At 36.0% G+C, this 19,883-nt stretch carries 19 protein-coding genes; 12 read left to right on the forward strand and 7 right to left on the reverse strand.

All coding sequences use genetic code 11. The features are described 5' to 3' along the window. Positions 1-46: 46 nt before the first annotated feature. From GWK10_RS18615 to GWK10_RS02525, 3 genes are all read left to right on the forward strand, one after another. The gene (locus GWK10_RS18615; RefSeq protein WP_164029318.1) at positions 47-640 is read left to right on the forward strand and encodes an acyl carrier protein; all 594 of its coding nucleotides are present in this window, start codon (positions 47-49) and stop codon (positions 638-640) included. 267 nt (positions 641-907) lie between these two features. Then, positions 908-2,044, forward strand: coding sequence for an FG-GAP repeat domain-containing protein (locus GWK10_RS02520; RefSeq protein WP_239540669.1), 1,137 nt, complete (start codon positions 908-910; stop codon positions 2,042-2,044). 43 nt (positions 2,045-2,087) lie between these two features. Then, on the forward strand, positions 2,088-3,035 hold the full coding sequence (locus GWK10_RS02525; protein ID WP_164029319.1) for an MBL fold metallo-hydrolase: 948 nt from the start codon (positions 2,088-2,090) through the stop codon (positions 3,033-3,035). 52 nt (positions 3,036-3,087) lie between these two features. Here GWK10_RS02525 and GWK10_RS02530 read toward each other — a convergent pair whose 3' ends face one another. Both GWK10_RS02530 and GWK10_RS02535 read right to left on the reverse strand, forming a co-directional pair. Then, complete coding sequence (locus GWK10_RS02530) at positions 3,088-3,672, reverse strand: trimeric intracellular cation channel family protein (protein ID WP_164029320.1); 585 nt, start codon at positions 3,670-3,672, stop codon at positions 3,088-3,090. Between the two features lie 20 nt (positions 3,673-3,692). Next, positions 3,693-4,436, reverse strand: a complete 744-nt coding sequence (locus GWK10_RS02535) for an RDD family protein (protein ID WP_164029321.1) — start codon at positions 4,434-4,436, stop codon at positions 3,693-3,695. A gap of 24 nt (positions 4,437-4,460) precedes the next feature. On the opposite strand from GWK10_RS02535, the gene GWK10_RS02540 reads away from it, so the two are divergent. The 7 genes from GWK10_RS02540 (at position 4,461) to GWK10_RS02570 (ending at position 11,655) form a co-directional block, all read left to right on the forward strand. After that, positions 4,461-5,438 (forward strand): stage II sporulation protein M, encoded by a 978-nt coding sequence (locus tag GWK10_RS02540; protein WP_164029322.1) that lies wholly within the window; start codon positions 4,461-4,463, stop codon positions 5,436-5,438. Then, positions 5,425-6,366 (forward strand): hypothetical protein, encoded by a 942-nt coding sequence (locus tag GWK10_RS02545; RefSeq protein WP_164029323.1) that lies wholly within the window; start codon positions 5,425-5,427, stop codon positions 6,364-6,366. Before GWK10_RS02540 ends, GWK10_RS02545 begins: the two co-directional genes overlap by 14 nt. Next, a complete protein-coding gene (locus tag GWK10_RS02550) occupies positions 6,359-7,171 on the forward strand; it encodes a hypothetical protein (RefSeq protein WP_164029324.1) in 813 nt (270 codons plus the stop codon). Before GWK10_RS02545 ends, GWK10_RS02550 begins: the two co-directional genes overlap by 8 nt. After that, positions 7,168-8,373 carry a DUF4350 domain-containing protein gene (locus GWK10_RS02555; RefSeq protein ID WP_164029325.1) on the forward strand — a complete coding sequence of 402 codons (1,206 nt, stop codon included), beginning with the start codon at positions 7,168-7,170 and terminating at the stop codon, positions 8,371-8,373. The genes GWK10_RS02550 and GWK10_RS02555 overlap by 4 nt, the downstream gene beginning before the upstream one ends. Before the next feature lie 6 nt (positions 8,374-8,379). Continuing rightward, positions 8,380-9,450, forward strand: a complete 1,071-nt coding sequence (locus tag GWK10_RS02560; RefSeq protein ID WP_164029326.1) for an AAA family ATPase — start codon at positions 8,380-8,382, stop codon at positions 9,448-9,450. An 8-nt stretch (positions 9,451-9,458) separates the two neighbouring features. Next, entirely contained in the window at positions 9,459-10,793 is a 1,335-nt protein-coding gene (locus GWK10_RS02565; protein WP_164029327.1) for a DUF58 domain-containing protein, read from the forward strand. Between the two features lie 439 nt (positions 10,794-11,232). Further along, the gene (locus GWK10_RS02570; protein WP_164029328.1) at positions 11,233-11,655 is read left to right on the forward strand and encodes a DUF2141 domain-containing protein; all 423 of its coding nucleotides are present in this window, start codon (positions 11,233-11,235) and stop codon (positions 11,653-11,655) included. A gap of 347 nt (positions 11,656-12,002) precedes the next feature. Here the strand turns inward: GWK10_RS02570 and GWK10_RS02575 are convergent, their stop codons facing one another. From GWK10_RS02575 to GWK10_RS02600, 5 genes are all read right to left on the reverse strand, one after another. Further along, the gene (locus tag GWK10_RS02575; RefSeq protein ID WP_164029329.1) at positions 12,003-12,809 is read right to left on the reverse strand and encodes a DUF1853 family protein; all 807 of its coding nucleotides are present in this window, start codon (positions 12,807-12,809) and stop codon (positions 12,003-12,005) included. After that, positions 12,806-13,444, reverse strand: a complete 639-nt coding sequence (locus GWK10_RS18390) for a hypothetical protein (RefSeq protein ID WP_239540671.1) — start codon at positions 13,442-13,444, stop codon at positions 12,806-12,808. Before GWK10_RS18390 ends, GWK10_RS02575 begins: the two co-directional genes overlap by 4 nt. 61 nt (positions 13,445-13,505) lie before the next feature. Then, positions 13,506-14,435: a carbon-nitrogen hydrolase family protein gene (locus tag GWK10_RS02590; protein ID WP_164029330.1), complete on the reverse strand. Its 930-nt coding sequence runs from the start codon at positions 14,433-14,435 to the stop codon at positions 13,506-13,508. A gap of 150 nt (positions 14,436-14,585) precedes the next feature. Continuing rightward, the gene (locus GWK10_RS02595) at positions 14,586-15,011 is read right to left on the reverse strand and encodes a hypothetical protein (RefSeq protein ID WP_164029331.1); all 426 of its coding nucleotides are present in this window, start codon (positions 15,009-15,011) and stop codon (positions 14,586-14,588) included. A gap of 146 nt (positions 15,012-15,157) precedes the next feature. Beyond that, positions 15,158-16,045: a hypothetical protein gene (locus GWK10_RS02600; protein WP_164029332.1), complete on the reverse strand. Its 888-nt coding sequence runs from the start codon at positions 16,043-16,045 to the stop codon at positions 15,158-15,160. A gap of 238 nt (positions 16,046-16,283) precedes the next feature. On the opposite strand from GWK10_RS02600, the gene GWK10_RS02605 reads away from it, so the two are divergent. After that, a complete protein-coding gene (locus tag GWK10_RS02605) occupies positions 16,284-17,114 on the forward strand; it encodes a GLPGLI family protein (RefSeq protein ID WP_164029333.1) in 831 nt (276 codons plus the stop codon). A gap of 46 nt (positions 17,115-17,160) precedes the next feature. Next, positions 17,161-19,875, forward strand: coding sequence for a carboxypeptidase regulatory-like domain-containing protein (locus GWK10_RS02610; RefSeq protein ID WP_164029334.1), 2,715 nt, complete (start codon positions 17,161-17,163; stop codon positions 19,873-19,875). Positions 19,876-19,883 lie beyond the last annotated feature (8 nt).

The raw sequence follows: 19,883 nt of genomic DNA on the forward strand, positions 1-19,883 counted from the left end.
ACGTATAGTACAAGAGACGTTGTAAAACATTTAAACCAAACCGATAATGGGATTAGATTCAGTTGAATTAGTAATGTCAATCGAGGACAAATTTGGAATACAAATTGAGGATTCTGAAGCGGAAAAAATTCGCACAGTTCAGGATTTCGCAGATATTGTTTTCAGTAGAATTATCACAAATCCTACGGATAAATGTTTGACTCAAATAGTATTTTATCGAATAAGAAAAGTATTAAGAAATTTGAGTTCAACCGAAAAGGAAATAAGACCTGATACCAAAATATCCGAATTACTCACTCAAACGCAACTGAAAGAAAAGTGGAGTCTATTAAAAACAGAACTTGGACTTGAATTACCTAATTTAGTTGCTTTAGATTTTAATCCAGAATTAGGTTCTCACGTCAAGATTTTCGGAATTAAAACCATTAAACGAACAACACCTGTTTCAAAAGGGACAATCAGGCAGTTAGTGGATTGGACAATATCGTTAAACCGAGATAAATTCATCGATGTTGAAAAAATATCAAGTAAATATGAAATTGAGCGGATTATTTGTGGAATTACAGAAGATAGAATTGGAGTTCCAATAAGCGAAATCGAATTACATCATTCTTTTACAAATGACCTAGGAGTTGATTAAAAGTATTTTACAACAATATGTCCCATTAAAAGCTTTGTCAAAATTTTTAAAATAACTTAAGGCTTTCATCCTTTTTACCCCTCTCTTAACTCCTATAAACCACAGGCAACTGTAACTTAAACTTCACAGCCAGCAGTCATTAATAAGCTTAATGTTTGGCCATATCTATGTAATGCGCCTAATTATTAGGATTTGCTATCTTTAGTTACAACAAAAAAAATACCACTTAGGCAACCGCTAGCTTTTATTATAACCAACCATTAACCAATGATAGAATTCTTTGTACGAAATAAAACTGAGGTCACAATTCTTGTTTTTTACTGCGTGTGCCAATTTGGTTTTACACAAGAACATGAAATGCGATCAAATGGACGTTCTATTTTAGGCACCTATGAAGAACGCACGGCGTCAGTTGCTACTGGAGATGTTGATGGTGATGGTGATATTGATATTATTGTAGCTAATGGAAGACATTGGCCAGGTCAAAATCGAATTTTCATAAATAATGGTAGAGGGATTTTCACTGTTGAAAAGAATTTAGGTGATCAAAGGTCAACAACTTACGCGGCTGAATTGGCAGATCTTGATAATGATGGTGATCTTGACATTGTAGTTGGAAACGACATGGCTCCCAATTATATTTATAAAAATGACGGAAAAGGCAACTTTTCAAAGAGTTCCTCCTTTGGAATAGAATATGCCCCTACGAGAAATTTGACATTAGCTGACCTAGATCAGGATGGCGATATCGATATTCTTATAACAAATAGAGGTCGCACTAATGAAATTTGTTTGAATAATGGTGATGGAGTTTTTTCAAAGAACTTGAGTTTTGGAACTAAAAAGGATTCGACTATAGATGTAGAAATTGCAGACATGAATAATGATGGCAATCTGGATTTAATTTTAGCAAATCGTGATGCGCAATCAAATTATGTTTATTTGAATGATGGCAAGCTAGATTTTTCTGAAAAAATTCCTTTCGGAACAGGTAGCGATAACACGCGTTCTGTAAGTGTTTCCGATTTAAATAATGACAAATTATCAGATATTGTTGTTGCCAATATTGGCGAACCCAACGTAATTTACTTCGGAAGTAGCAACACACCCTATAAAACTTCTGTTGTTTTTGATTCATCTAAATTGAGAAGTTATGCTGTTTCTGTTGCCGATCTAGATTTAGATAACGACATAGATATCATCATAGGAAACGCTGGTAGTCCGAACACTCTGTTTTGGAATTCAGAAAATGGCAAAAAATGGACTAAGTCAACATTATCTGATGAAGAATTTCGAACGTACGATATAATCCCCGCGGATTTAAACAATGATGGTTTTATCGATATTATTGAAGCGAATTCAGATGCTATTAATCGCTACTATTTTAACCAAAAAAAGAAATAAAACCAAACTAACCGATATGGGCACCTTTAATAAAATCAAGCATATGAATTCCAGCAGACACAAACTGTTTGCACTCTTAAGTGCTATTATTTTTTGTCTCTCTCTGAGTACACATGCTCAAACTAACCCCATTAAATTAAAATATCTTGGAACTGCAGGTTGGGAGATAACCGATGGCGACATTACTGTATTAATAGATCCTTATATCTCGCGGTTCAAACTCGGTACCGGCCCTGGTATAAGTCCTGATGACAAAAGAGCAACTGTTAAGCGATCAGATATTGCAGTTTCAGATACAATCACTATTGATAGTCTAATTACCAAAGCTGACTTTATCTTGGTTCATCATTCCCATTTTGACCATCTTGCCGATGTGCCCTATATCGCCAAAAAAACTGGAGCAAAAGTTGTTGGCACTGAAACAACCTGCAATATTTTACGCGGATATGGAATCCCAAACGAGCAATTATATCCCGTCAAAGGTGGAGAAGATTATCAATTTGATAATTTTTCGGTAAAAGTTATTCCTACGTTGCATTCCGCATTAAATCAAAAGCATTATATCGATAATAGGGTTTATACCGAAGTACCTGAAACGCCACTTAAAGTATCTGAATTTATAGAAGGTGGATCACTTATGTTTCTTGCTAGATTTTCAAATCATCAAGTATTAACTATGGGTTCAATGAACTTTATTGAAAGAGAACTATTGGGTATTAAGCCTGATATCTTATTAGCCGGTGTGAATCGTTCACAACTTGGTCTCTATAAATACAACGAACGTCTTCTTGCCATTACAAATTATCCAAAGGTGATTATTCCAACTCATTGGGACAATTTTAGACTGCCTTACGGATTTTCACAAAAAAAAGGCGTCGAGGATAAACTAATTCCATTTCAAAAAGATGTAAAAAAACTCGCTCCCCAAACAAAGGTTATCATTCCTACACATTTAGAAACGATAACTATTAATGAAAGGATAAAACCCTAATCATTATTTCTAATAATGCGGGCGAATTGGTATTATTGCCTAAATCTCCTTATCAGTTCTTATAAACCACCGGCAACTGCAACCTAAACTTAACAGCCAGCAGTCGAACTAAAATTACTGTAAGTGCTGTACCAATATCAATAACCAATGTATTGGCTCCTAGGTACTGTGCCACGAAATAAAATACACCACCCAAAATACAGGCAGTCGCATATACTTCTTTTCTAAAAATAACAGGAATCTCATTACACAAAATATCACGTATCACGCCGCCAAAACTTCCTGTCATCGTACCAAGACCAACACAGGCAACGGCACTAATCTCTACAGATAATCCTGCTTTTATACCTAATAAAGTGAATACACCAAGTCCGATGGTATCAAATAGAAAAAGTGATTTACTTAAGTATTTTAAGTAGTTTCTAAATAAGATGGTAAATACGGTTGCACCAAAAATGATATACACATTAAGTAGATCGGTCATCCAGGAAACAGGCGTTTTCCCGATTAATACATCTCTTAAAGTACCTCCACCAACTGCAGTAACAAAGGCAATGATAAAAATGCCAAAGGTATCCATGCGTTTATTCAAGGCCACAAGTGCACCGGAGACAGCAAAAGCAAAGGTTCCGGTCATATCAAAAATCTCAAACAAACTCACATCTGCTGGGTGTAAAAATTGTAGTCTTTTAAGATGGTATCAATAAAATGATAGTCGGATGAGAGGGTATTTTTAACATCGATCACCTCTTCAATTTTCTTGCGAAGTTTGACAATAGTATTCAAGTCATTATTCTTCTTCGCAATAAGATAGCTGTCTTTAATAATCGTTGCATCACGATCTGACAGTCGTATCACACTAGGGAACATCGGTTGATACTGCTCGTGAATTTCCTCTAATATGGTGTGCGAAATATTAATATCATTTTTAAGGCGAATTACTGCGGTACCGGCTGCGATATCCCCTAGCCTTCTGTTTTTATCGTTGAACACAATCGCCAGCATACCGATAATACCACTTCCTAAATAAATCTCCACGGTGCGAAACATCCAACGCACAATATAATCCGCAAAGCCGGCTTGATACCCATCGATTTTAATCACCTTTACTTTCATGACCCGCTTACCTACAGTCTGCCCTTCTAATAACATTTCGAATAAGAGAGTATGAAAAATTGCAGGTAGTAATACAATCGTTACAACAGTTCCTTTTGACCAACCATCCCAGTCGCTAGTCCAACTATCAAAATTGAAAACATTAAAGAGCAAATAGAGAGAAATAAACACATATGCTCCTATGATTAAAAAATCAATTATAAATGCAAGAATACGATGTCCTACGGTTGCTGCCGTGAAGTTTAAATTCACATTTTGTGTAGTGTTTACTTGTAATTCTGACATATATTGTATTACATTAGCCCCAGTATGAGAGAGGCTGCATTTATTAAGCAAAATAAGGAAAAATGGCTCGATTTCGAAAAAGCGATTTTTACCAATAATTTTAAAAATCCCGATGAGCTCGCTTCACTTTACATTCAGTTAATGAATGACCTTTCTTTCGCTCAAACCTATTACGCCAAAAGTAAGACAATAATCTATTTAAACAATTTGGCGGCAAAGGCTTTTCAAAAAATATACAAGACCAAACGAGAAGACAAAAATCGCTTTGTACATTTCTTTAAAACTGAAATTCCCCTGCTAATGCATGAATATCGTCGTTATGTCTTATACGCTTTTCTTGTTTTCGGATTGTTTGTTACCATTGGCGTTGTTTCGGCAATGAATGATGATTCTTTTGTGCGATTGATCTTAGGAGATAACTATGTAAACATGACCTTAGAAAATATCGAAAAAGGTGATCCCGCTGCTGTTTACAAAGGTGGTAGTCATTTCGGGACTTTCTTCGGTATTACCTTCAATAATTTAAGAGTTGGTATTTACAACTTCTTCTTGGGTATTTTTGGTGGCATAGGAACTGGTTTTGTCATGTTCAAAAATGGGATAATGCTTGGCTCTTTTCAATACTTCTTTTATGAACAAGGTGTATTTTGGGAGAGTGTTCGCGCTATTTGGATTCATGGCAGCATGGAGATTTTTGCTATCGTAATCGAAGGCGCAGCTGGTTTTATGCTAGGTGCAAGTATCTTGTTTCCTAAGACATATTCAAGAAAAATATCGTTTGTTCGCGGTTTACGCGATGGCTTTAAAATATTAATTAGTACCATGCCTTTTACTATTGCTGCTGGCTTTCTAGAAGGCTTTATAACCCGATATTATAACACCATGCCCAATTGGGGATCGGTAACCATAATTTTAGTGACCTTAAGTGCGATATCATATTATTATTTGATCTATCCGCATATTGTGAAAAGAAAATTTAATGCCCAGTATGGAATTATTTAAATCAAGAGATTTTAGTTCATTTTTTAGTGATACGTTCGATTTTGTAAAGTTTAACGGAAAGCATTTTTTTAAGCATTACCTGATCATTAACGGAATATTCTTAATGGTGTTAATGACATTTATGTACTTCTTTTCAAAGTTTTACGCCAATCTACTTACGAGTTCATTATACGGCGGGGGGCAGTCTGAATTCGAAACATTTATAGATAATTATGGCCCAATAGCAATTGTACTGGTAATTCTGTTTTTCTTTTTCGCAATTTTCGCAGGACTTGTTAGCTACTCATTTACCCCGATTTACTTTCGGCTTTACGAAGAAAACAGCGGTCCTAATTTCAGTACTAAAGAAATACTAGCAAGCTTTAAATCAAAGTTTGGCAAATTGATCATTTTCGTTTTAGTATCCGTTTTTTTACTTTCAATTCCCACAATCATTGCTACAGGAATTGCGGTGTTTATCGTGATGATAACTATTGTTGGTATTTTGCTAATACCAGTTGTATTAGCTATACCCATGCTCTTTTTTCACTCGATGCTAATGGAATACATAAGAGGCGAAAAAGGTATTTTTGATTCCATGGGGTATAGTTTCAGTGTAATCGGCAATAAGTTTGTTCATGCCGTGGGTTGCTTAGGTATTCTGCTTTTTATGTCCTATATCGTTCAGTTAGGATTTGGTTTTGTACAATCTATCTTTACCGGAGCCGGCATTTATACCATGACTCCGGAAGCACAAATGGACGTAGCAGATTCCTCAGCCATTATGATAACGGTAATGGTAGTTACCTATGCCATTAGTTTTGTGGTACAGACCTTTTGCGGCTTGATTCTCCAAATAAATCAAAGCCTTGTTTTTTATACGTATAAAGAAGAAACTGAACACATTAACACCAATAGCGTAATAGACCAGATAGGTGCGGGTGAGTAGGTTTTTAAAACATATCAATTTTATTATTATCCCTTTATCTCTACTTCTTTTTGTAGGACAGATTAGTTATGCCCAGGAAGTTGTTGAGCCTGACACTGAGGAAAAAGAAGAAAGCATCCTGCACCATGTAAAAGATCCCAGATCAGTTTTAGAAGATGCAGAAGATAATTCAGCCCGATCTCCTCGAGAATTTCAAGAGGATTTAAATGAGATTTACGAAGGAGAAGAATATCGATATGACCGTGAGACCAATCCTACAGGTTGGTGGGCCCGGTTTAAAGAAAGCTGGCGTAGGTTTTGGGACGAATTATTTGGTGCGCAAAGAGATGCATCAGCTTCTGGCGTTGTACGAATCCTTTATTGGATAGGTGGAATTGCCTTATTAGGACTTGTAATCTACTTTATTGTACGAGCCATCATGAATGATGAAGGTAATTGGATATTTGGCAGAGCGTCTGACAAGGGTGTGGTCAATGCCATTGATGTGGAAACGAATATTCATGAAACCGATTTTATCGCTTTGGTAAAACAGGCTAAAGAAGAAAAGAATTATAGATTGGCTGTTCGATATTACTACCTCTGGGTGCTTAAAAATTTAAGTAGTAAGGAGCTTATTGAATATGATGTTGAAAAAACGAATAGTGATTATCAACATGAGTTAAAAGACAAAAACTTACAAAAGGATTTTGGCTATACATCCTACTTATACAATTATATATGGTATGGTGAGTTCGATGTAAACGAAGACGAGTTCAAAAAGGCAAGCGCGGCCTTTGATTCATTAATCAAAGCTACTGCCGCATGAACAAAACAGCTCGCATATATATCGGCGTACTCCTACTCTTCTTTGTGGGCATTATTGCTATCGAATTCTCTCAACCCACACCGGTCGATTGGCGACCTAGCTATAACGAACAGCATAGCAAACCTTTTGGTTTAAAGATTTTTAGGGAGCAGCTTCCTAAAATGGAGGGCATTGACTCCGTAGTTACCATACGTCGCACGGCTTATGAATTTCTAGATAATGAGTTCGACTGGGAAGAAGGTACTTTTAACGCTAAGGGTACATTCCTATCCATTAATACTAGTGGATATATGGATGAATATTCCACCAAAGAATTGCTAAAGTTTGTTGATGAAGGGAATTCCATTTTTATTTCAAACACTTACCCCTCTTCTTATTTATTAGATACGCTAGAACTTGATATAAAAACAGATTATAAGCCGGCAAAGAAGGGTGCACTTCTTTTGGCTAATAGTCGATTTAAAGAAGATTCTATAAATATCAATAGAGGGCTTAACCAAAGTTACTTTACAACACTTGACACCACAACGACAACGGTTTTAGGGTATCACAAACTAACATCACACGATACTACTCGTGTAAATTTTGTAAAAGTTGATTTTAATAAAAAAGGTTCAATCTTTTTACATCTTCAACCAGCAACCTTTACCAATTATCATTTACTGAAAAATGAGAATAAAAAATATGCTGAAGCTGCGCTTTCTTATATTCCAGATGGTGCCGTGTATTTTGCGTCGGTAAACCGAGTTGGCGATGAACTTGGTGACAACGAACTGCGATTTATCATGAATCAGCCGCCACTTCGTTGGGCTTGGCAATTTGGTCTTGTTGCCTTATTAATTTTCATGATCTTTAATGCTAAGCGTCGTCAGCGTATCGTAAAGGTCATTAAACCACTAGAAAACACTACCATTGCATTTACCAAAACCATTGGTAATTTGTATTATGAAAGTAAGAATCACAATAATTTAGTTGATAAAAAGATCACTTATTTTCTAGAAAACATTAGACGTACCTATTACCTCAACACTCAGGTAATGGACGATAAGTTCGTTAAAAACCTCGCTATGAAATCGGGCAAGGATAGAGAACAAATAGCGCGACTTTTTAAGTTGATCGCACAACTAAAAGGAAAAAAATACTGTTCAGAAGACGATTTACTTCGGATTAATAAAAACATTGAAAATTTTTATAGCAACTAGCATACTATGGAACATCAAGAAGGAGCACAACCAGAAGAAAACAAACAAGAAATAAATCCGATACCACCTGTTGGTAATGTACCGGAAATCACTCCAGCTAGTGATGATCTTAGTTTTCAGAATAGAATAGATCTAAGCGAATTGCAAGAAGGAATTGCATCAATCCGCGCAGAAATAGGCCGGGTTATCGTTGGCCAAAAAGAAATGGTCGATATGCTTATCGTTGCGATGTTAGCAAAAGGACACGCACTTATTGAGGGTGTGCCTGGTGTAGCAAAAACAATCTCAGCAAAGCTATTAGCAAGATCATTAGATGTTGGTTTTAGTAGAATTCAATTCACGCCCGATTTAATGCCTTCTGATATTTTAGGAACTTCAATTTTCGATATGAAAAAATCGGAATTTGAGTTTAAAAAAGGTCCGATTTTCTCTAATATGATCCTAATTGACGAGATTAACCGTGCTCCTGCAAAAACGCAAGCAGCATTGTTCGAAGTAATGGAAGAACGTCAAATCACTATCGATGGTTCTAAGTATGTATTGGATTCTCCTTTTATGGTATTGGCAACTCAAAACCCAGTTGAGCAAGAAGGAACTTACAGACTTCCAGAAGCACAGTTAGACCGTTTCCTATTTAAAGTTGATGTCGATTATCCGAATCTTGATGAAGAAGTAGAAATACTAACAAGAGAGCATGCGTTAAAGGGCGCAAACAAATTAGGTAAAGTACAATCGCATCTAACAAAAGAGAAAATTGAAAAATTTCAAGGCCTAGTCAATGAGATTATTGTTGAACCACACCTATTAACTTATATCGCACAGCTAATTGTAAATACGCGAAGCAATCCGTTTTTATTCCTAGGCGCCTCACCACGTGCATCGATAGCAATTTTGGCATCATCAAAAGGTTTTGCGGCAATTGAAGGTCGAGATTTTGTGACTCCTGAAGATATTAAAAGAGCAGCTATACCTGTATTACAACATCGTGTGATCGTGACTCCAGAGCGTGAGATGGAAGGAATCAGTGCAAAACAAATAATTAGACAAATTATTGATGCGGTAGAAATACCTCGCTAAAACTAGTTATGCTAAAAACGATTAAAGCACTTTATATAAACAACAGCTTTTTTTATTGCTGTATTGGCATATTTGCCCTGTTTATTGCCAGCTATATATACCCACAACTATTTAATGTGGTGAAATGGTTGTTGGTCGCTTTGGTCATTTTCACCATACTCGACATCATTATTTTATTTGCCACTAGGAAAGGAATTTTAGGTAAACGAACAACAACGGAAAAGTTTTCAAATGGTGACAACAATCCCATTACAGTAACCATAACCAACTATTACACCTTTAAGGTTCATGCCAAGATTATTGATGAAATTCCTGAGCAATTTCAGGTTCGAAATTTCAGCGTAAAGCGGGCAATAGATGCATCGAGTAATAAAGCAATAGAATATGAATTGCGGCCTACGGAGCGTGGAGAGTATCACTTTGGAAAATTAAACATTTACATCAGCTCTGCAATCGGCCTTGTAAGTCGTCGTTTCATTTTTGATGATCAGGAAATGGTGCCTACCTACCCTTCTTTTATTCAATTAAAAAAATATGACCTGCTAGCAATTAGCAATAATTTATTGCAATACGGTATTAAAAAAATCCGTCGTCTGGGTCATACGATGGAGTTTGAACAAATAAAAGAATATGTTCTAGGTGACGATATCCGTACGATCAATTGGAAGGCTACTGCGAAGAAAAATCAGTTAATGATTAATCAATTTCAAGATGAAAAATCACAACCCGTTTATTCAGTAATCGACAAAGGGCGTTTAATGAAAATGCCATTTGAGGGATTAAGTCTTTTGGATTATGCTATTAATGCGACGCTTGTGATTAGCAACGTCGCTACAAAAAAACAAGATAAAGCAGGAATGTTCGCCTTTTCTAAAAAGGTGGAGAATATGGTGGTGGCAGAGCGCCGCAATTCACAAATGAACTTGATCATGGAAGCTTTGTACAATGTGGAAACGGACTTCTATGAATCGGATTTCGGAAGGCTCTATGCTGACATTAAGAAAAATATATCACACAGAAGTTTACTCTTATTATATACCAACTTTGAAACACTTGACGGATTAAATCGCCAACTACCCTATTTAAAAGGACTTGCTAAAAATCATTTACTGGTTGTTATCTTTTTTAAGAACACTGAGCTAAATGAGCTTATTAAAAACGAGGCGAAAACAACACAACAAGTCTATGATAAGGTAATCGCTGAAAAATTCGCCTACGAGAAACGACTTATTGTAAATGAGTTGAAAAAATACGGTATCTACTCCATTTTAACCGAGCCAGAAGATCTTACCATTAATACAATTAACAAGTATTTGGAGATTAAGGCTAGAGGCTTGTTATAACAGTTGGCAGTGGCAGTCTTCAGTCTGCAGTATCTGAATGCCCCTGATATAGGTTGACCACTGTACGTAAATAACAAAGTTTCAAATTCCATTTTTTTAGATATGTCACTTCGAGTGGTTTTTATTGACTGATAAGGAAATAAAAAATGTATCGAGAAGCTTTTGCTAACCTTCATTTCATGAGTTATTTCACAGAGTTGCTCAGATTTTTCGCTGAGACTCACAGAGAAAAATATCCAATAGAATCTATCTTAACGAAGTAGCTAGATTGAAAACTGCATACTGCCACTGAGGGCTGCATACTGAATCTGACAACTCATCCTACAAAAACTACAATTCGGTATTTCCTTTTTCTCAAGATCGAACAATGTGTTGATATTTGACATGTCATTAACAAAGAACGAACACTAATTAATTATCAATCATTAAAAACTAAATCATGAAAAAACTAACATTAATTTTCGCATTGGCACTAGCAACATTAACCAGTTTCGCACAAGAAAAAACAGAAGGAATTACAATTACTGTAGCAACAGACAACTTTAACAACAACGAAGGAAAAGCCATGTATGCGCTTCATACAGTCGATACATTTATGAAAGGCCCCGGCATACAAAATGCAGAAGCTAAAATTGAAGAAGGTAAAGTGACAGTTACTTTTAAAAATGTAACTCCAGGAACATACGCAATCATGTTATTGCACGATGCAAATGAAAATCAAAAAATGGATTATGATGCCAGCGGGATGCCAAAGGAGTCATACGGAATGAGTGGCAATGATATGAGTTTTGGTCCACCACAATTTGATTCAGCTAAATTTGAAGTAGCGAAAGAAGATCTTGAATTAAATATAAGATTATAAGTAAATAACCTGGAAACAGGTCAAGAAAAAGAACAACCGTTCTATCGGCTTATGGCTGATGCCCCTCTGCTCTGCGGAGGGGTTTTTGGGTTTCAGATATTTTTATTGTAACATTTTAAGCTCCCCTCTTTAGTAAAGAGGGGAATGAATTTCGCTTGCAGAAGAAAAGGGAGATGTGTCGGGCTTTTTCTAATTTAAATTGGTCTACGGTAGAATCCCTCCGTCCAACTGTGTTGGACACCTCCCTTTATTAAAGGGAGGAGCTTTGAGGTTTATCAAAAAAGCAACCATTTTCAGGCAAGGTGAGACTGCAAACTGCTACTGCCAACTGAACACTGCCTACTGATTTAGCCCCACCAAACAACAAAAAACTTTTCCATAGTTCCATCTGGTTTTTTCATCCAGACCATAGGAGCACGTTCATTTAAGTGCTGAAGGTTAATCTCCATCAAAGTATCGAAATAGCTACTGAATTTTACTAGAGCGTGAGGATTATGCAACCATTCATACTTTCTAGGCAAATAGAAACGGTTAGCCTTAAAATCTCCATTTTCAAAATCAGAAAACCTCAGCCAGTAACCAACAATACAATTGGTGTTTAGTGGTCGAATAGATGGTGATTTCTGCCCATAAGGAGCAAATAATTGTGCCTTAAAACAAACTTGCTGTTCAATATTTTCTGTGGGAAGCCCTTTACCAATTAAGGTTCGCTTAGAATGATCTGTAAATAGTAAAGGAAGCTGTTTGTCTTTGGTTTTATCCAATTTTGTAAAAAACATATCTCGTCGATTCGGCCCTACCAAACGATGAATCGGTTCGGAAATATCGGGGTCTAATAGGTAGAATTTATAGCTAAGTTCCAGATGAATAGTCCGTTGATTTTCATCCGCGGATTGTATTAAATAATCCAATTCGCCTATCGTATCATTCCCATTTTTTATTTGAATACTATGTGCTAGTAACTCATATTCATTGCAATGATGAAGCAGTTGCGTGAAAATATGTTCTATTTGATGTCCTAATCGAAGATTGGTAGGAATTGGTTTAGTCTTGAATGTTTGAAGATCGATTAAAGGTATTTCAAATTGTTCTAATCCAAATTGATTGCCAGTCCACAGGACTTCCGAATTTATAAAACCCCTAATGTGTTTCAAACCTTCTGTTTAAGCATCGAGTGATAATACGTTTCTAAGTATTTACTAGTCGTACCTTTTTCAGCTTTGGATTTTTTTAGCTCCTTTAAAACACCACCGATAGATAACTTAGTTTCTGGAAGCTTTTGATGCCCCTTGGCATGTGCTATTATCACTTTAGTATCTGAAATCTCGTCCCGCACTTCGTATACATCGAACTGGTCAATAATAGGAATCATGCTAAAGGTGGTTACTTTACCAGTCATAATTGGAATCATAATAAAACCATTAAATTCAGTTTGACTGTCCACTAACTTTGGAACGCCTTCAATAATAATACTTGATGATAGCTTGCCGTGATCAATTGCCGCAGCAACAGTCATATGTTTTGGCTGATATTTTTGGTAAGCGAGTTTCAAGGTATCATCCAATTTTGATAGTACATTATTCTTACTACTAACACTAAGCTCAGATAGCAACATTTCTAAATGTAGAATCATTTCTTGTTTACCACTTAAAAAACCAGCTACCTTGCTAAGTTCAGCTTGGCTAATAACACCATCATCTTCTTTAGTAAATACGTTAAAAAAGCGGCCTCCGTTATCTAAGGATTCCACAGCCTGCATGTTGTTTGTATATGGTATGATCTCTTTCATTAAAGCGTAGTTTAGTTACCAAATAAGTGTGAGCAAAACTCTTTTTGTTACAAAAACGAGACTAACTTTTATTTTCATCTTCAATTTCTGGTTGCCCCTGCACCTCAAAATTAAACAGATCATTACGGGAGTAATGACCAGTAACATCAAAGTCCAATTTGCTGCGCGTCACATCTTCAAGATCAATCTCGGTAATTAAAGCTTTTGCTTCATTAAAGACAGGGCCCGCAATAACTTTTCCTAAGGGGGAAACAATTACACTACCGCCAGGACACATTGCTTCAGTCTCGTCTTTAGCAAGCGGCTGATACCGATCAGGTAACATTGATTTTGTAAAATATTGATTACAACCTAAAACAAAGCATCTGCCTTCTAACGCAATTTGCTGCATGGTAGCTGTCCACGCTTCTCTTGAATCGGCAGTTGGTGCTATGTAAATTTCTACGCCTTTTTGATACATCGACATTCGAGCGAGCGGCATATAGTTTTCCCAACAAATAAGTCCACCTAACTTGCCGATATTAGTTTGAAAAGTTACTAAAGACTCTGCTCCTGCTTCTGCCCATATAAGCCGTTCTGTTCCCGTTGGTTTAATTTTTCGGTGTACACCTAACAATCCAACTTTTGGAGAAATGTAGAGCATGGAACAAAATAAACTTCCGTTAGCATTTTGTTTCTCAGTAGCACCAATCACAAGATAGGTATTGGTGCTTTTGGCAAGTTTCTCTAGCCGTTTTAGATCATCACTTTCTAAGTCAATACTGTTTTTATAGTACTCGTTGTATAGTTCACGACCCTCATCCGTTCTACTACCTATTACCGCACCAAAGGAAAACCCACGTGGATATCCTGGAATAAACGATTCTGGAAATACTATTAATTGACAGCCATCGCTTGCATGCTTTTGAGTAAGATCTTCTATTTTTTGGATAGTTTTTCCCTTGTCGAAAAAAACAGGACTATCTTGAATAAGGCAGACTTTTAGCTTCATTTGGCCAAATTGAAATTAGCCTAAAACTAAACAATATAATTTAAGCAAAAATAGGTTGCATTAATCCAAAGAATCAGGCCCAAACCAACTTTAAATAAAAAAGCCTTACGATTTAAATCATAAGGCTTTCAATAAACTTATATTTTGATTTTAGTTTCCTTCGCTCAGGGAATAACTACCATCTCCGTTAAAATTAGTAATTGTTATGGTTACTGTCCAATCTCCTGGAGTACCAGCAGCAGTTACTCCAGAAAAAGAGTCTGGCTCAACATCTCCATTAAGTGATCGGTCAAGCACTGTATTTCCTTCAGCATCAACAACAACCATCTGAAAAATACCAACCGCTGAACTAGTAATGTCAGCGTTATAGTCTGCTGTTGCTAAACTATTGCTCCAGCTAATTGTTCTAGCAGCATTTCCTCCGTTACCGGTAAAATCGCCTCCTATATCACCAGATGGTCCTTCATTGACAGTAATACTTGCAACTGGTCCATCATCATCACTACATGAAGTAGATAATACTAATAAAAGGGCAACAAAAACAACTTTTAAAAATTTAAAGTTTGGGGAATTCATATTTATGTATTTAAAATTAGTGTTCAATAGTATAACAATCGAAATCCTAATATTCCTACTTGCTTTTTTATTTTTTTTAACAAAAAAAAACAAACCGTAACTATATCAACGAGTTACAGCCTAAATTATTTCTTATAGTTTCTTAACTATTTTAACTCCATTACCTCGCCCAACAATAATGGCAATCCATTTTCTTCAATTTGATCGTTATTCCAATGGCTTAGTACACAGCCTACATAATTGCCGCGAACGGGAGCTGCAACATAATAGATAGTTAGGGTTTCACCGCCAGACATACTTGCTAGGAGCGATTTAATTCCTTTAAAATCATAAACTACTTTTTTTGCTTTCACTTCCTCTCCTTCAAAAACAATATCAACCTCTTCTTCCGAAATGACCTTCCCTCCTCTTTTAGCCTTAGTAATTTCGAATTGATATTGAATTGCATTTTTAGCACTTTCTAGGTCCTTGTAAACCGACCAATTCATCTGTCCATGACCTGGGCATTGAACAGAATTCACATCCATCCAACGACAAACACCTCCTAATTTAATCTGTCTTCCCGCAAAATTGATACTGTCCGTCGAAGTAGGCGAAAAGTTTGATTTTGGAATCTTATTATTAATGATCAAATCCAGCATTTTTCCTTCAAACGACTTATCCCGCTTATTAATATTACTAAATCGAATGATATCAACTCTTTTCTTCTCATTCTCCAAAAAGTAAAATGAGTTTTTTTGAACAATACCATCTGTTAATACGTCATTGTTAGTCACATAAAAATTCTGATTTGCAATTGCCACATCTTTAGTTTTAGGATCATCTTTCTTAACCTTATACTTACGGTAGATTTTCTTAAGTCCTTTTTCCGTAAACGGGTAATTCAAAGTTTCTTTTGTAATACTGTAACCATCAATATTAAAATAAACCGTTCCCCCATTTGCAATGGCTGTAAGTCTTTCGAAAATGGGATTTTGCTGCCCAAAAGTGAATGAGGTCGCGAACAGTATTACAAGAATCAGGTATCTTCTCATAGTTTGAATAAAATAGTTGTTGTTTTAGGTAAGAGGCAAAATAGCTTTTATTTGATGGATATCAAGTTAAAAGCTTGTTAGTTTTTAGTCGACAGTTTTCTCTTTATCAAATATAAATCTGATACCTGCTTTTACCTCATCCTTCGACTTTGCATGTTAATGTTTTGGTAAATACCATCTATTTGTTTCACTATTGATTAAATTCGTTAAACAAAATAACCAACTTTAGATTAAGGTCATGAAATCACTTCTATTTAAATTCAGTCTCCTTTCCCTTGTTTTATTAATGTCTAACAAACCAGCTCCTCAGGAGTTTCAGGGGCAAGCCACCTATTTTGCCAAATCGACTATGGATTTAGGTAGTTGGGGAGCTAGAATGAGTGAAGCTCAGAAAAAACAGATCATGGCGCGCCTTAAAAATCGACTTGAAAAAACGTTTGTTCTTAACTTCAATAAAGAGGAATCAGTATTTAATGAAGAAGAGAAGTTGGATGCCATCTCTGGAGCTACCGACTCTTGGGGTAAAAATTTCTCACAAGGAGAATCTTATAAAAATGTAAAAGAAAATGCCTTAGTCCAACAGCAAGAATTTTATGGCAAACAATTTTTGGTAAAAGATAAGCTGCAAAAATTCGAATGGAAAATGGGTTCTGAAACAAAGCAAATAGGCCAATATACTTGTTTCAAGGCTACTGCTACCGTGCCAACGGATGAATTGACTTGGTATAATTTCTCTTGGGGTAAATTAAGACAACAAGCCAAAAAAGAAGGCGATTCTACAAATACAGAGCCCGAAATAAAAATGACGGAAGTTGAAGCTTGGTATACGCCACAAGTTCCTGTAGGTCACGGTCCAGCTGAATTTTGGGGATTGCCTGGTTTAATTTTAGAGGTAAGCGCTGGTAACACTACAATGCTATGCTCTAAAATTGTAATGAATCCTAAAGAAAAAATTAAAATCGAAGCTCCTAAAAAAGGAAAGGAAATAACCAAAGATAGCTACCAAGAAACCATAGTCGGTAAGATGAGGGAAATGGCAAATAATCGTGGACGCAGAAGAAGTCGATAATTTTTGTAGCATACATTTTCATCAAACTAGTACCTAAGACATTACTATGAAACATTTTCTTTGCGTCGCACTTCTTTTCGTAGCGAGCATTGCTCAGGCCCAAATAAAAATTGAAGGCTTCGTAAGAGACAGTTTAAAAACTCCTTTAGAACTAGCAAATGTCATTGCTATAAATCAAAAAACAAAGGCATTAGAATCTTTCGGTATTACTAGTGAAGCAGGTCGATATAGGCTAGAGTTGACTACAAACGCTACCTACGAAATTCAAATAAGTTACGTAGGGATGAAAACCCTGAAAGAGGTTGTAACTACAAAAGAGGTCGATATCAAGAAAGATTTTATAATGACACCTGATAATGCGTTAGATGAAGTCGAAGTCATATATGAGATGCCAGTGCAAGTTAAAGGGGATACCATTGTTTACAATGCGGACTCCTTCAAAAATGGAAGTGAACGAAAACTAGAAGATGTGCTGGAAAAACTACCAGGTGTAGAAATCAATGAAGATGGGCAGGTCGAAGTTGAAGGGAAAGTAGTCAACAAATTAATGGTTAACGGCAAAGACTTTTTTGATGGCGACACCAAATTAGCGACAAAAAATATCCCATCAAAAGCAGTAGATAAAATACAAGTACTCCGAAATTATTCCGAAGTCGGACAACTACGTGGAGTAACCAATAATCAAGATAATGTAGCCTTAAATATCAAACTTAAAGAAGGAAAAGAGAACTTCTGGTTTGGTAATATTACTGCAGGTGGAGGTATCTCACCCGATAATGAATTGTATGTATTACAACCCAAGTTGTTTTATTACAGCCCGAACTATAGTCTTAATTTTATAGGAGACCTTAACAATACTGGAGAAGCTGCTTTAACGCGACGCGATATACGAAACTTCGGTGGTGGATTTAGGGCACCTAGCAGAAGTAGTGGGACCAATATCAATCTTGGAAATAACAGTCTTAACTTCTTGACAACTCAGGGTAATGCCCTTGAGATTGAAAATAAATTAGCAACAGGTAATTTTAGCTATTCTCCTACTAAAGCATTAGATTTAAGTGGATTCTTGATATACAACTCAAGTCGTATTCTTTCTAGAGAAACGAGTTTTGTACAGTACACCAATCCTGACTTGGGCATTCCTGACGAAGCTACGGAGCAGTCAAGTAAGGAACGTTCTAATCAAGGATTATTAAAACTAAGTGCATCTTACCAACCCAACCTTAGTAATCAATTAGATTATGATGTGTTGGGACGAATATCGAATGACAGACAAAATCAGAATCTTTTTTCATCAGTTATTGGCAATACTACTCAAGTTGATGAAGTGACTCCGTTTAGTGTGAATCAGAACTTAAATTATTACTACACCCTTAACGAAAAAAATATATTTGCCTTTGAGGCACAACATTTACTAAAAGATGAAGATCCATTTTACAATGCACTCTTGGTAAATGACCCCAATGGTCCTGATGCATTTGACACCACTGCTGAAGCTTTAGGTATAGACACCTCTTTAACCAATTATGACCTAGGACAAAACAGGCGAATTAAGTCAAATCAATTAGATGCCAAATTAGATTATTATTATCTGATCAATCAAAAAAGCAACCTCAACATAACGCTTGGAACGATCTTGAGTAACCAAGAGTTTAATTCCAATATTTTTCAATTTCTAGGAGATGGATCCCTTTTTAATCCGACTCCGACTATTAATAATGGTCGGGCGACAAACGATACAGAGTATAATTTTAGCGATCTCTACATGGGATTTCATTACCGCTTAAAAACAGGAAAATTCACTATTACCCCAGGTTTTTCATTACATTCCTATGGGAACAAGAATACCCAATTTGGCGAAACATTTAAGGATAATTTCTTTCGCGTCTTACCAGACTTTGAAACCAGAATACAGTTAAAAAAGAGTGAATCATTAACCCTGCGATATGATATGCGAAATCAATTTACAGATGTCACTCGATTAGCGCAAGGATTGGTTTTGAATAATTTTAATAGTATTCAGTTTGGTGAACCTGATCTTCAAAATGCGCTATCGCATAATGTAAGTTTGTTTTATAGTAGTTTCAATCTATTTAATTATACCAATGTATTTGCCAGAGCGGCCTACTCAAGCAATATAGATCAGATACGAAGTTTGACCAGTTTTGAAAATGTCATTAGAACAAGTACTTTTTTCAATTCTAGTTTTGCTGATGAAAATGTTAATGTATTTGGCCGTGTACAAAGAACTTTTGGCAAAATAAGAGCTGAATTACGGGCTAGTTTTAACTACAGTAAAATCAACCAGTTTATTCAAGGACAACAGTCATTAAACGAGGGCTTTACGCAAAGCTATACTCCAGGTCTTAGAACAAATTTTAAAGTAGCGCCAAACATTAATGTAAGATATCGCTACAGTGTAACTGACAATAATCAAGGTGGGCGTAAGACAACTTTCAGAACAAATGCTCCTTCAGTAGAGTTTGATGCATATATATGGAAAAAAGTAACATTCCGCACCAACTACACTTATACTAATCAAGATCTTGGTAATGGTAATTCACAGTCTTTTCAAAATTGGGATGCTACTCTTGCTTATAGAAAAGATCGTGACGCTAAATGGGAATATGAACTAAAGGCAACCAATATTCTTGATATTGATTCACAGGTTCGAAATAGTGCAAATAATTTATCAGTATTTACTTCAGAAACTTTTATTCAACCGCGATTTGTGACTTTTAGGTTTGTGTATACACTTTAAGACCAAAC

This window comes from Spongiivirga citrea, from assembly GCF_010671565.1.
Taxonomy (GTDB): Bacteria; Bacteroidota; Bacteroidia; order Flavobacteriales; family Flavobacteriaceae; genus Spongiivirga; species Spongiivirga citrea.

What these genes read in the sequence shown, in the direction of transcription:
- GWK10_RS02520 (WP_239540669.1), top strand. Translation starts at nt 908, where the DNA reads ATGATAGAATTCTTTGTACGAAATAAAACTGAGGTCACAATTCTTGTT.
- GWK10_RS02555 (WP_164029325.1), top strand. Translation starts at nt 7,168, where the DNA reads ATGAACAAAACAGCTCGCATATATATCGGCGTACTCCTACTCTTCTTT.
- GWK10_RS18615 (WP_164029318.1), top strand. Translation starts at nt 47, where the DNA reads ATGGGATTAGATTCAGTTGAATTAGTAATGTCAATCGAGGACAAATTT.
- GWK10_RS02605 (WP_164029333.1), top strand. Translation starts at nt 16,284, where the DNA reads ATGAAATCACTTCTATTTAAATTCAGTCTCCTTTCCCTTGTTTTATTA.
- GWK10_RS02610 (WP_164029334.1), top strand. Translation starts at nt 17,161, where the DNA reads ATGAAACATTTTCTTTGCGTCGCACTTCTTTTCGTAGCGAGCATTGCT.
- GWK10_RS02525 (WP_164029319.1), top strand. Translation starts at nt 2,088, where the DNA reads ATGAATTCCAGCAGACACAAACTGTTTGCACTCTTAAGTGCTATTATT.
- GWK10_RS02600 (WP_164029332.1), bottom strand. Translation starts at nt 16,045, where the DNA reads ATGAGAAGATACCTGATTCTTGTAATACTGTTCGCGACCTCATTCACT.
- GWK10_RS02595 (WP_164029331.1), bottom strand. Translation starts at nt 15,011, where the DNA reads ATGAATTCCCCAAACTTTAAATTTTTAAAAGTTGTTTTTGTTGCCCTT.
- GWK10_RS02590 (WP_164029330.1), bottom strand. Translation starts at nt 14,435, where the DNA reads ATGAAGCTAAAAGTCTGCCTTATTCAAGATAGTCCTGTTTTTTTCGAC.
- GWK10_RS02535 (WP_164029321.1), bottom strand. Translation starts at nt 4,436, where the DNA reads ATGTCAGAATTACAAGTAAACACTACACAAAATGTGAATTTAAACTTC.
- GWK10_RS02540 (WP_164029322.1), top strand. Translation starts at nt 4,461, where the DNA reads ATGAGAGAGGCTGCATTTATTAAGCAAAATAAGGAAAAATGGCTCGAT.
- GWK10_RS18390 (WP_239540671.1), bottom strand. Translation starts at nt 13,444, where the DNA reads ATGAAAGAGATCATACCATATACAAACAACATGCAGGCTGTGGAATCC.
- GWK10_RS02530 (WP_164029320.1), bottom strand. Translation starts at nt 3,672, where the DNA reads ATGACCGGAACCTTTGCTTTTGCTGTCTCCGGTGCACTTGTGGCCTTG.
- GWK10_RS02565 (WP_164029327.1), top strand. Translation starts at nt 9,459, where the DNA reads ATGCTAAAAACGATTAAAGCACTTTATATAAACAACAGCTTTTTTTAT.
- GWK10_RS02545 (WP_164029323.1), top strand. Translation starts at nt 5,425, where the DNA reads ATGGAATTATTTAAATCAAGAGATTTTAGTTCATTTTTTAGTGATACG.
- GWK10_RS02560 (WP_164029326.1), top strand. Translation starts at nt 8,380, where the DNA reads ATGGAACATCAAGAAGGAGCACAACCAGAAGAAAACAAACAAGAAATA.
- GWK10_RS02570 (WP_164029328.1), top strand. Translation starts at nt 11,233, where the DNA reads ATGAAAAAACTAACATTAATTTTCGCATTGGCACTAGCAACATTAACC.